The organism is Streptomyces sp. NBC_01498 (assembly GCF_036327775.1).
Taxonomy (GTDB): Bacteria; Actinomycetota; Actinomycetes; order Streptomycetales; family Streptomycetaceae; genus Streptomyces.
The window spans coordinates 1,159,149-1,170,820 of record NZ_CP109598.1 but is presented as its reverse complement, the minus strand read 5'-3'; the positions used below and the strand labels follow the sequence as shown (position 1 = coordinate 1,170,820).

The window sequence follows — 11,672 nt, the reverse complement described above, 5'->3', positions numbered from 1 at the left end:
GCCGCCACCACCGGCACCCTCGCGTCCTGCCCCCGCGCCCTTCGGCCCCCGCGCCCTTCGGCACCCGCGCCCTTCGACATCCGCGCGTCGTGACCCGGCGCCCGCCGGCGTACGGCAGAGGCGGGGGTACGCGCCCTCCGTACCCCCGCCCCTCGCCCGGCCCGGCTCGCCGGACCTGCCCTACACCTGGCGCATCAGCACCGTCATGCTGCGGCCGATCATCGTGACCCGCTCGCCCGCGCCCACCTTCGGCCCGTCGCCCGGCGGCACGCCCTGCGCGCGGGCCGTGTCGACGACGGTCCGCCACTGGCTGCCGTGGTCCATGGGCACGGCGAATTCCAGCGTCTCCGCGCTCGCGTTGAACATCAGCAGGAACGAGTCGTCGGAGATCCGCTCGCCGCGCGGCCCCGGCTCCGAGATGGCCTGGCCGTTCAGGAAGACCGTTATGGCCTTCGCGTCGGTCGCCTGCCAGTCACCCTGGATCATCTCTTCACCCTCAGGGGTGAACCAGGAGATGTCCGACAACTCGTCGTGCGTCCCCTCCACCGGACGGCCGTGGAAGAACCGGCGGCGCCGGAACACCGGGTGGTCGCGGCGCAGCCAGACCATCGTCTGGGTGAAGGCCAGCAGGCCCTTGTTCTTCTCGTCGCCCTTCTCCGGCCAGTGCACCCAGGCGGTCTCGTTGTCCTGGCAGTACGCGTTGTTGTTGCCGCCCTGCGTCCGGCCGAACTCGTCGCCGTGGCTGAGCATGGGCACGCCCTGCGACAGCATCAGCGTGGCGATGAAGTTGCGCACCTGACGGTCGCGCAGCTCCCGCACCTCCGGGTCGTCGGTCTCTCCCTCGACGCCGCAGTTCCACGAGCGGTTGTGGCTCTCGCCGTCCCTGTTGCCCTCGCCGTTCGCCTCGTTGTGCTTGTCGTTGTAGGCGACCAGGTCGTGCAGGGTGAAGCCGTCGTGGCAGGTGGTGAAGTTGATGGACGCCAGCGGGCGCCGCCCGTCGTCCTGGTACAGGTCGGACGACCCGGTGAGCCGGGAAGCGAACTCCGCCAGGGTGCGCGGCTCACCCCGCCACAGGTCACGGACGGTGTCGCGGTACTTGCCGTTCCACTCGGTCCACAGCGGTGGGAAGTTCCCCACCTGGTAGCCGCCCTCGCCCACGTCCCAGGGCTCGGCGATCAGCTTCACCTGACTGACCACCGGGTCCTGCTGGACCAGGTCGAAGAACGACGACAGCCGGTCCACCTCGTGGAACTGGCGGGCCAGCGTCGCGGCCAGGTCGAAGCGGAAGCCGTCGACGTGCATCTCCTCCACCCAGTACCGCAGCGAGTCCATGATCAGCTGGAGCACGTGCGGACTGCGCATCAGGAGGGAGTTCCCGGTGCCGGTGGTGTCCATGTGGTAGCGCGGGTCGTCGGCGAGCCGGTAGTAGGAGGCGTTGTCGAGCCCCCGGAAGGAGAGGGTCGGGCCCAGATGGTTGCCCTCGGCGGTGTGGTTGTAGACGACGTCGAGGATGACCTCGATGCCCGCCTCGTGCAGCGCCTTCACCGCCTGCTTGAACTCCAACACCTGCTCGCCCCGGTCTCCCCAGGAGGCGTAGGTGTTGTGCGGGGCGAAGAAGCCGATGGTGTTGTAGCCCCAGTAGTTGTTCAGGCCCGAGTCGACCAGCCGGTGGTCGTTGACGAACTGGTGCACCGGCATCAGCTCCAGCGCCGTGACGCCCAGCTCGGTGAGATGCTCGATCACCGCCGGATGGGCGAGCCCCGCGTAGGTGCCGCGCAGCTCCTCCGGCAGATCCGGGTGCAGCATCGTCAGGCCCTTCACATGGGCCTCGTAGATGACGGTGCGGTGGTAGTCGGTGCGCGGGCGGCGGTCGTCGCCCCAGTCGAAGTACGGGTTGACCACGACGGCCGTCATCGTGTGGGGCGCCGAGTCCATGTCGTTGCGCGAGTCCGGCTTGCCGAAGTGGTAGCCGTACACCGACTCGTTCCAGTCGATGCTGCCGCTGATCGCGCGGGCGTACGGGTCCAGGAGCAGCTTGGCCGAGTTGCAGCGCTGACCGCTCGCGGGGTCGTAGGGCCCATGGACCCGGAAGCCGTACCGCTGACCGGGCATGACGCCCGGCAGATAGGCGTGCCGGACGAAGGCGTCTGTCTCGCGGAGCTCCACCGCCGTTTCTGAACCGTCGTCGTGCAGGAGGCACAACTCGATCCGGTGCGCGGCCTCTGAGTAGACCGCGAAGTTGGTTCCGGCGCCGTCGTACGTGGCGCCCAGGGGATACGTCTGTCCCGGCCAGACCTGCATAGATATGACTCTTCCACTTCTGATCCGGGTACTGGGGCTCTTTCCTCGATCAGATACTCCCCGAAACCTGCTCAACCTCCTAGGAGGCGGTCGCGGAAGCCGGGCCGGAAGCAGCCGCGAGGCAGGTACGGAGCGGCTACGGGACGGGCACGGAGCACGTACGGGGCAGGTACGCGGCGGGCACGGAAGCCGTCGCGAACGGCCGCCGGCCGCTTCCGGTCCCGGGCGGTCAACTTCCGGTTCCCCGGGCATCACCCCGTTGCCGGACCGTGTCCTGACGCCGTATATGGCCGGATTCAAACCTTACGCGGCCCCTGATCCGACCCTCCGTCACCAGGGCCAATCACTATGAATCATCTCACTCCGGCCGAGAACGCCACACAGAACGCCCGCGCGCGACACAGGAGTTGAGAAATGAGCCTGTGCATCCGGCTGCACCCGCTCCCCTTTGCGCAGTACCCTTCCTTGATCGTTGAAAGGGGAGGGAAGGCGGTGCGCGGGTGAGCTCGGGAGGGCTGGAGCTACCCCCAGGTGACCCTGGTCACGAGGGGGTTTCCGGCGACATCCCGCCCGGAGCGGTCTCCCTCGCGCGACCGATGGAGATCGGGGCGGAACTGGACTGGGGTCCGGAGGCGTGGACCGAGGTGCGCACGCGCGCGCAGCGGGCCGGCCGGGCCTATATCTGGCTGAATCTGGTCGAACAGCGGCTGCGTGCCGTCGTCTCGGCCGTCCTCAGACCGATCTACGAACCGGTGCACGGCGACGAGTGGGTGGTGGCCGCCGCCGGACCGGCGGGACAGGAGTGGGTCCAGCGCGCCGTCGCGGTCCGGGAGGTCTCCCGGCGCAAGGGCTACCTGCTCGACCCGGCCGACGACAACATCCTGAGCTTCCTGACGCTCCCGCAGCTCAGGGAGCTGATGGTGCAGCACTGGCCGGGCTTCCAGCCGTACTTCGACGACCGCAGGGACGTCGAGCTGGCCCTGGACGAGCTGGAGGTCGCCCGTAACGTCGTCTCCCGCAACCGGGCCCTGTCCGTGGCCGTGCTCGCACAGGCCGAGCGGGCGTCCGCGCGGGTGCTGGAGCTGCTGGGGAACGGCACGGCCGTACCGTCCGCCGAACGGCTCAGGGTGGACGCCGTGGAGGACCTCGTCGGCGACCGGTACGCGGACGTGGTCTCCGTCCACCCCGACCGGGTGCGGCTCCAGCGGCAGCTCCCCGCCGAGGACCTGTTCGGGGGCGCCCGGCGGCTCGACGCGATCGGGATAGGACTCAACCTCCTCGTACAGAACTTCTCCGGCCGGCGCCTCGTCCGGCTCGCCGAGTCCGGCTGCCGGACCCGGCTGCTCTTCCTCAACCCGGCCAGCAGTTCGGTCAAACGCCGCGAACGCGAACTGGGTCTGCGCAAGGGCGAGCTGAGCCGGTCCGTGGAGATGAACATCCTGCACATGCGCCGGGTCCGCTCCCGGCTCCGCGACCCCGGCGCCTTCGAGATCCACGTCTTCGACGAGACCCCGCGCTTCACCGCGTACCTGGTGGACGGGGACGGCCCGGACGGACTCGCCGTCGTCCAGACCTACCTCAGACGGGCGCGCGGCATGGAGGCGCCGGTGCTGGTGCTGCGCGGTGCCGGGCGGGACGTGGTGCGGGTCGGACAGGAGACCGAGCACGGTCTGTTCCAGACCTACCGCGAGGAGTTCGAGTCGGTGTGGACCGACTCCCGCCCCGTCTCGTGAGGGCCCCGGACCGGGGAGGCGGGCTGAGGCCGCGTCAAGGCTCGGACCGGCATTGTCAGTGCCGCGTGCGAGGGTGAAATCCCGAACGGGGAGAAGCGTGAAGGAGGAGCGGAATGGGCTGGCACGGGGAGCCGTTGGTCGGATTCGATCTGGAGACGACCGGTACGGAGCCGCTGGAGGCCCGTATCGTCACCGCCGCGGTGATCGCGGTACGGGACGGTGCGGTGGAGGAGCGGCGGGACTGGCTGGCCGACCCGGGCATCCGGATTCCTGAGCAGGCGTCGGCGATCCACGGGGTCACCAGCGAGCGGGCGGCGGCGGAGGGCCGGCCCGCGCGCGAGGTCACGGACGAGATCGCGGCGCGGCTGACGGAGTACTGGAGCCGGGGCGTCCCGGTCGTGGCGTACAACGCGTCGTTCGATCTGACGCTGCTCACCGCCGAGTTGGCGCGGCACGGGCTGCCGTCGCTCACCGACCGGATGGCCGGGCCGATCGGTCCGGTGATCGATCCGTACACGATCGACCGCGCCGTGGACAAGTACCGGCGGGGCAAGCGCAATCTGGAAGCGGTCTGCGTCGAGTACGGGGTGGTGCTCGACAGCGCGCACGACGCGGGCGCGGACGCGCTGGCGGCCGTCCGGGTGGCGACGGCGATAGCGGGCCGCCACCGTGAGGTCGCGTCCCTGACGGCGGCGGCACTGCACGAGCGGCAGATCACCTGGTACGCGGAGTGGGCGGCCGACTTCCAGGACTTCCTGCGCCGCAAGGGCAACACGGACGCGGTGGTGGACGCCAACTGGCCACTGCGCGAACTGGTCCCGGCGGCGGGCTGACCGACCCGCACCGGGCCGTGCGCGGGTGGCGGGTCCCGCCGGACCGGCGCGGTCGACGGCGGGCGTACGCGGGTTCGGGGGAGGCGGTGGTGTCCGTGCTTGCCGGGGCGCGCGGGCTGTCCGGTGCGTTCGGGAGTTACGGGGGCCGGTGCCGGCGAAGGTGCTTCCCGCGACCGCTCGGGGGCCGGCGCGGGGCATCCGGTGCGGGGTTGCGCACGGCGGGGGACCGGCGCGGTCGACGGTCCGGGCGCAGTCGGGTCCGGGCGTACGCGGGTTCGGGGGAGGCGGTGGTGTCCGTGCTTGCCGGGGCGCGTGGGGTGTCCGGTGGGTTCGGGAAAGTACAGGTCCGGCGGGCGTATGAAGCTGTCGACCGTACGCGGGGGCGGTCCGCGCGTGGACAGGGTGGCGAGGGTGGGGCGTTCGGGGTGGGCCGGTTCGCCGGGGTGGTCGCGAGCCGGCGAAGGCCGCCGTGCCGGCGAGGGTGCTCCCCGCGACCCCTCGGGGCCCGGGGACCGACGCGTCGTCAGAACGGGTACCAGCGAACCTCGGGGTCGTCGTCGCGCAGTGACGCCACCCGGCGGTGGAACTCCGCGAGCGCCTTCGGGTTGGCCGGGGCGTGCTGCGCCACCCAGGCACAGCTCGCCGTCTCACGGGCGCCGCGCAGCACGGCGCAGCCGGACCAGTCGCGTACGTCCCAGCCGTAGGCGGCGGTGAAGCCGTCGTACGCCTCCGGGGGCAGGCCGTACCGGTCGCGGGAGAGCGCCAGCACCACCAGGTCGTGCTCGCGCAGATCGGTCGAGAAGGTCTCCAGATCCACCAGGACCGGCCCGTCCGGGCCGACATGGACGTTCCGGGGAAGCGCGTCGCCGTGGATCGGGCCCGGTGTCAGACGCGGGACGAGCGACGCGGCGGCGGTGGCGAAGCCGTCCCTGCGCTCACGCAGATAGTCCGCGTCGGCCGGGTCGATCGCGTCACCGGCGAGGCGCAGCCACCGTTCCACCCCGCCCAGCAGTTCCCGGCGGGGCAGCTCGAAGGGCGGCGCGGGCAGGGCGTGCACACGGCGCAGCAGCGGTGCCAGATCGGCCGGGACCGGCGGCCGGACGGCATCGGGCAGCCGCCGCCAGAGCGTCACCGGGTGGCCGTCGACCGTACGGGCCTTGGGCTCCGCCGCCCGTACGGCGGGGACACCGGCCTCCGCGAGCCAGTCGGCGACGGCCAGTTCACGCTCGGCGCGCTCCAGCAGCTCCGGCGCGTCGGCGAGGCTCCGGCCGACCTTGACGACCAGGTCGCCGACGCCGAACACCGCGTTCTCGCCCAGCGCGAGCAGCGCGGCCTCGCCCACCGAGCCCGCCGATCCCCCCGAGACCGCCGGACCGGGCCGGGCGAGCCCGCGCGTCAGCCCCGTCGCGTCCAGTACGGCGCGCGCCCGTGCCTCGTCCATCGACCCTCTCCCGTCCCTGCCCGTGATCCCAGTCCGTCACTTTTCGGCCAGCGATCCCCAGTCTCGCATCCACGGAGACCGCCTTGACGAACCTCCCGCCCGTCAGGACCATGACGGGGGCCGCCCGGGAGGCCCTCCCCCACGAAGCCGCCCGAAGGAGCCCCATCCGTGACACTCGCGACCGCGAAGGCGCGGTCCGCCGGACGACCACCCCCGGCCGGGCCGCCACGGGCCGGGGTGACCGACCACGGCGCCTGGTTCCTCGTCCTGCCCGCCTTGCTGCCGATCCTCGTCCTGAGCGTCGGCCCCCTCCTCTACGGTGTCGCCCTCGCCTTCACCGACGCGCAGTCCGGCCGCACCGAGCCCACCGAGTGGATCGGCGCCCTGAACTTCCAGGACCTGTACCACGACCGGCTCTTCCGTGAGTCCTTCCGCATCGGCCTGCTGTGGGCCGTCGGCGTGACGGTCCCGCAGTTCCTCCTCGCGCTCGGCCTCGCCCTGCTGCTCGACCAGCGGCTGCGCTTCCGCTGGCTGGCCCGCGCCCTGGCGATCGTCCCCTGGGCGATGCCCGAGGTGGTCGTCGGCATCATGTGGCGGCTCGTCTACCACCCCGACGCCGGAATCCTCAACGAGACCCTGCGCGACCTCGGCCTCGGTGACGGACGCGACTGGCTCACCGGCCTGGCCACCGCGCTGCCCGCCGTGATCGTGGTGGGCGTCTGGGCGGGCATGCCGCAGACCACCGTCGCGCTGCTCGCCGGACTCCAGAACACGCCGGGCGAACTGCACGAGGCGGCGGCGCTGGACGGCGCGGGCGCCTGGCGCCGGTTCCGTACCGTCACCTGGCCCGCGCTGCGACCGGTCGCCCTCGCCGTCACGGCGCTGAACCTCATCTGGAACTTCAACGCGTTCGCCCTCGTCTACGTCCTGACCAGCGGCGGCCCCGGCGGCCGGACCCGGCTGCCGATGCTCTTCGCGTACGAGGAGGCGTTCCGCTACGGCCAGTTCGGCTACGCCGCCGCCATGGGCTGCGTGATGGTCGCCGTGATCTCGGTCCTGCTCGCCTTCTTCCTGGTGGGGCGCCTCAGGCCGGAGGAGGAGCGATGAGCGTGCGCACCGGAGGGCCGGCGCGGGCCGGGCAGTACCTCGCCCTGCTCTGCTATCTGGTCTTTCTCGCCTTCCCGCTCCTGTGGCTGATCTCCACCGCCTTCAAACCGGCCCGTGAGCTGGGCAGTCTCCACCCCACCTGGATTCCCGGGAACCCCACCTTCGAGAACGTCCGGCAGGCGTTCGACGAACAGCCGCTGCTCCGCGCCGCCGGGAACAGCCTCACGGTCGCGCTCTCGGCCGCCCTGATCGCCGTCGTGCTCGCCACGCCGATGGCCTATGTGATGGCCCGGCGGCGCGGCAGGCTCGCGACGGCCGCCACCGGATGGGTCGTGGTCAGTCAGGCGTTCCCGTTCGTCCTGGTGATCATCCCGCTCTTCCTGGTGCTGAAGAACCTCCATCTGATCAACTCGCTGCCCGGTCTGATCCTGGTGTACGTGGTGTGGTCGCTGCCGTTCGCGCTGTGGATGCTCGTGGGCCATGTCCGTTCGGTACCGGCCGAGTTGGAGGAGGCGGCGGCCGTCGACGGCGCGGGCCGGCTCCGTACGCTCGTCTCGGTCGTCGCCCCGCTGCTGGCGCCGGGCATCGCCGCCACCGCCATGTTCGCGTTCATCACGGCGTGGAACGAGTTCTTCTTCGCGCTCGTCCTCCTCAAGAGCCCGGAGAAGCAGACGCTGCCGGTGATCCTCACCCACTTCATCGGCGCCGAGGGCGTCGCCGACCTGGGGCCGCTCGCGGCGGCGGCGTTCCTCGCGACGATCCCCTCCCTCGTCGTCTTCGCGATCATCCAACGACGGATCACGGGCGGCATGGCCGCCGGGGCGGTGAAGAGCTGATGCGTGGACGAGAACGGTGCGTGGCCGCGTCCCTGGCCCTCGGACTGCTGCTGCTCACCGGCTGCTCCGGACCGGGCGACGGGTCCGGGGACGGCTCCGTCGGCGGGCGGATCACGCTCCGCTTCCAGTCGCTGGCCTGGCAGGACGAGTCGGTGGCCGTCAACAAGGAACTGGTGAAGGAGTGGAACGCCGCCCACCCCGGCGTACGGGTGGAGTACGTCCAGGGCAGCTGGGACAACGTGCACGACCAACTGCTCACCTCCTTCGAGGGCGGTGAGGCGCCCGACATCATCCACGACGCCTCCGACGACCTCGCCGACTTCGCGTACGGCGGCCATCTCGCCGACCTCGACGGGCTGTTGCCGGACCGGCTGCGGCGGGACATCCCCGCACACACCTGGGAGACCACGCGGTTCGGCGACGGGGTGTACGGCGTGCCGTTCCTCCAGGAGCCGCGAGTCCTCATCGCCAACCGGAAGATCCTCACCGCCTCCGGTGTCCGCGTCCCGACCGTCGAACAGCCCTGGAGCTGGGCCGAGTTCCGGTCGGCGGCCCGGGGGATGACGGCGGGCGACGGGCGGAAACCCGGTGCGGGGCAGGCGGAGTACGGGGTGGCCTGGCCGCTCAAGGACCCCGTCTCGGCGACCCTCAACCTCAGCCGCTCCACCGGCGGACAGCTCTTTCACCGGGGCGCCGACGGCAAGGTGACCGTCCGGTACACGGAGGCCGACGCCGAGGTCCCCGCCCTCATCCGGGACCAGGTCACCACCGACCGCAGCGCGTCGGGGGCCACCCTCGGCATGGGCGGCTCGGACACACTGCCGGGCTTCTTCGGCGGCAGGTACGCGATGGTGCCGCTCGGCTTCTCCTACCGTCAGCAGATCATCCAGCAGGCCCCGGAGGGCTTCGCGTGGACGGTGCTGCCGCCACCCGCCGGGGCCGACGGCACGGCGCAGGGCGTCAGCCCGCAGACCCTGTCGGTCGCGCGGGACACCCGGCACAAGAAGGAGGCGGTCGCCTTCATCGACTTCCTGCTCCGGCCCGCGAACATGGTCCGGCTCGCCCGGGGGGACTGGATGCTGCCCACCGGTACGGCGGCGCTCGCCGACCCGTCGCTGCGCACCGCGAAGGACGGCTGGTCGACCGGCGCCGCCCTGGCGCGCGACCTGCGCCCGGCGCCCGCCCGGACGGTGCGCGGCTATCCGGAGTGGAAGGACAAGGTCGCGACGCCGGCGCTCCAGGAGTACTACAGCGGCTCGATCGACCGCGCCGCACTGGAGGAACGGCTGGTCGAGGACGGCAACCGGGTCCTCGCCCGCTACCAGCGCTGAGCGCGGCCCCGGCCGCGCCGAGGCACGGACCGGTCCGCTTCGCGCCGGGGGCCGGAGCCCCGGACCGGTGCCGTGCCCGGTCGCGGGTGGCCCGTCAGGCCGTACCGGCGACGCCGACGACGTTGCCCTCCGGGTCGGCGAAGTGCCCCACCAGCAGCGCCCCGGGTTCGGCGTCCTTCGGCTCGGGGCCCATCCGGCGGGTGCCGCCGAGGCTCTCGGCCTTCCGGAGGGCGGCCTCCACGTCGGGCACGCCGATGTAGAACAGCACGCGCGGCCGGAGGTCCGGACCGCCAGCCACCCCGCCGTTGATGCCGGGGGCGCCGCTCCCGACGGCGGGGGCGTCCGGCACGGGGTTCGCCGTGCCGTGCACGAAGCCGTACTCACCGGGCGCCGACACCGCCGGGGTGCTCGCGTCCCCGACGTCGAACTCCCACCCGAACAGCGCTCCGTAGAAGGCGCGCAGCCCGGCGGGGTCGGTGCCGACGATCTCGAAATGGACCACGGGAAGCCCCATGACCGCTCCTCTCCTCACAGGTCGTCATACGTACGCCTCCTTCCTACGCCCCCGGGGGACGTCCCGCGCAGCAAAGGTCCCCATGCCCGCGAATTGAACGAGACGTCTCGTCTCGCTCAATGTTACGGTGGTCGCATGACCACACCCGCACGTGCCCATATCGCCATGTTCTCCATCGCCGCCCACGGGCATGTGAACCCGAGTCTCGAAGTCATCCGGGAACTCGTCGCCCGGGGGCACCGCGTCAGCTACGCGATCCCCGCCTCCTTCGCCGAGAAGATCGCCACCACCGGGGCCGAGCCGGTGATCTACACCTCCACCCTGCCGATGGACGACGACCCCGACGCCTGGGGCACCGAAATGATCGACAGTCTGGAGCCGTTCCTCGCCGACGGGATGCAGTCGCTGCCCCGGCTGGCGGAGGCGTTCGAGGGTGATCTCCCCGATCTCGTCATCAGCGACATCACGTCCTACCCGGCGCCGGTCCTGGCCCGCCGGTGGGGCGTTCCGTACCTCCAGCTCTCACCGAACATGGTGGCCTGGGAGGGGTACGACGAGGAGGTCGCCGCCCCGATGGGCGCCCGGCTCGCCGAGTCCGAGCGGGGGCGCGCGTACCTCGCCCGCTTCCAGGCGTGGCTGGACGAGAACGGCATGGACCTTCCCATGGACCGCTTCGTCATCCATCCCGATCGGGCGATCGTGCTGATTCCCCGGGCGCTCCAGCTCTTCGCCGATCGCGTCGACGAGTCCGTCTACACCTTCGTCGGCGCGTGCCAGGGGGAGCGGGCCGACCAGGGGGAGTGGGAGCGGCCGGCCGGGGCCGGGAAGGTGCTGCTGGTCTCGCTCGGTTCGGCCAACACCAAGCAGCCCGCGTTCTACCGCGCCTGTGTCGAGGCGTTCGGCGAGCTGCCCGGCTGGCATGTCGTCCTCCAGATCGGCGCGTTCGTCGATCCGTCCGAACTGGGCGCGGTACCCGGCAACATCGAGGTCCGCTCCTGGGTGCCGCAGCTCGACATCCTCAGGAAGGCCGACGCGTTCATCACCCACGCGGGCGCGGGCGGCAGTCAGGAGGGACTCGCCACCGGTACGCCGATGGTCGCCGTACCGCTGGCCGTCGACCAGTTCGGCAACGCCGACACGCTCGTGGGGCTCGGCGTCGCCCGGAAACTCTCCATGGAGGAGGCGACGGCGGACGCGCTGCGCGAGGCGGTCACCGCGCTGGTGGCGGACCCCGGTGTCGCGCGCAGGGGCGAGGAGATCAGGCAGGAGATGGCCAAGGAGGGCGGCGCCCGGCAGGCCGCCGACATCATCGAGTCCGCGCTGCCGGCGCGGCCGGTGGCGCGCGACGCCTGACCTGCCACGACCGGCGCGGGCGACGTCCGGCGCCGGACGTCCGGCGTACGGGCCGGGGTCCAGCGGCACGGCTGCGGGACCCCGGCCGGTTCCCCGTACGGTCGCCGTATCCCCGTACGGCCACCGGCCGGGTCCTCGTACGGTCACCGGTTCCGCGTACGGCCGAGGGCTCCCCGTACGAGGGCTTCCCCGTACGGCCGAAGGCTCCCCGTACCCCTGTACC

The 11,672-nt window shown here is 71.8% G+C and carries 9 protein-coding genes; 6 read left to right on the top strand and 3 right to left on the bottom strand.

The genetic code is table 11. The features are described from left to right. Positions 1-180 precede the first annotated feature (180 nt). Positions 181-2,301 (bottom strand): glycogen debranching protein GlgX, encoded by a 2,121-nt coding sequence (gene glgX, locus OG875_RS04555; RefSeq protein WP_330172919.1) that lies wholly within the window; start codon positions 2,299-2,301, stop codon positions 181-183. Between the two features lie 500 nt (positions 2,302-2,801). On the opposite strand from glgX, the gene OG875_RS04550 reads away from it, so the two are divergent. Then, entirely contained in the window at positions 2,802-4,034 is a 1,233-nt protein-coding gene (locus tag OG875_RS04550) for an SAV2148 family HEPN domain-containing protein (protein ID WP_330172918.1), read from the top strand. 113 nt (positions 4,035-4,147) lie between these two features. Continuing rightward, positions 4,148-4,867, top strand: coding sequence for a 3'-5' exonuclease (locus tag OG875_RS04545; RefSeq protein ID WP_330172917.1), 720 nt, complete (start codon positions 4,148-4,150; stop codon positions 4,865-4,867). Between the two features lie 523 nt (positions 4,868-5,390). Here OG875_RS04545 and OG875_RS04540 read toward each other — a convergent pair. After that, on the bottom strand, positions 5,391-6,308 hold the full coding sequence (locus tag OG875_RS04540) for a phosphotransferase enzyme family protein (RefSeq protein ID WP_330172916.1): 918 nt from the start codon (positions 6,306-6,308) through the stop codon (positions 5,391-5,393). Positions 6,309-6,476: 168 nt separating this feature from the next. On the opposite strand from OG875_RS04540, the gene OG875_RS04535 reads away from it, so the two are divergent. The 3 genes from OG875_RS04535 to OG875_RS04525 are packed head-to-tail and all read left to right on the top strand — an operon-like array spanning position 6,477 to position 9,582. Further along, on the top strand, positions 6,477-7,415 hold the full coding sequence (locus OG875_RS04535; protein ID WP_443079062.1) for a carbohydrate ABC transporter permease: 939 nt from the start codon (positions 6,477-6,479) through the stop codon (positions 7,413-7,415). Then, on the top strand, positions 7,412-8,251 hold the full coding sequence (locus tag OG875_RS04530) for a carbohydrate ABC transporter permease (RefSeq protein ID WP_330172915.1): 840 nt from the start codon (positions 7,412-7,414) through the stop codon (positions 8,249-8,251). Before OG875_RS04535 ends, OG875_RS04530 begins: the two co-directional genes overlap by 4 nt. Then, positions 8,251-9,582: an ABC transporter substrate-binding protein gene (locus tag OG875_RS04525; RefSeq protein WP_330172914.1), complete on the top strand. Its 1,332-nt coding sequence runs from the start codon at positions 8,251-8,253 to the stop codon at positions 9,580-9,582. Before OG875_RS04530 ends, OG875_RS04525 begins: the two co-directional genes overlap by 1 nt. 94 nt (positions 9,583-9,676) lie before the next feature. Here the strand turns inward: OG875_RS04525 and OG875_RS04520 are convergent, their stop codons facing one another. Then, positions 9,677-10,096 (bottom strand): VOC family protein, encoded by a 420-nt coding sequence (locus OG875_RS04520; protein WP_330172913.1) that lies wholly within the window; start codon positions 10,094-10,096, stop codon positions 9,677-9,679. A 135-nt stretch (positions 10,097-10,231) separates the two neighbouring features. On the opposite strand from OG875_RS04520, the gene mgt reads away from it, so the two are divergent. Continuing rightward, positions 10,232-11,449 (top strand): macrolide-inactivating glycosyltransferase, encoded by a 1,218-nt coding sequence (gene mgt / locus OG875_RS04515; protein WP_330172912.1) that lies wholly within the window; start codon positions 10,232-10,234, stop codon positions 11,447-11,449. Positions 11,450-11,672: the final 223 nt, after the last annotated feature.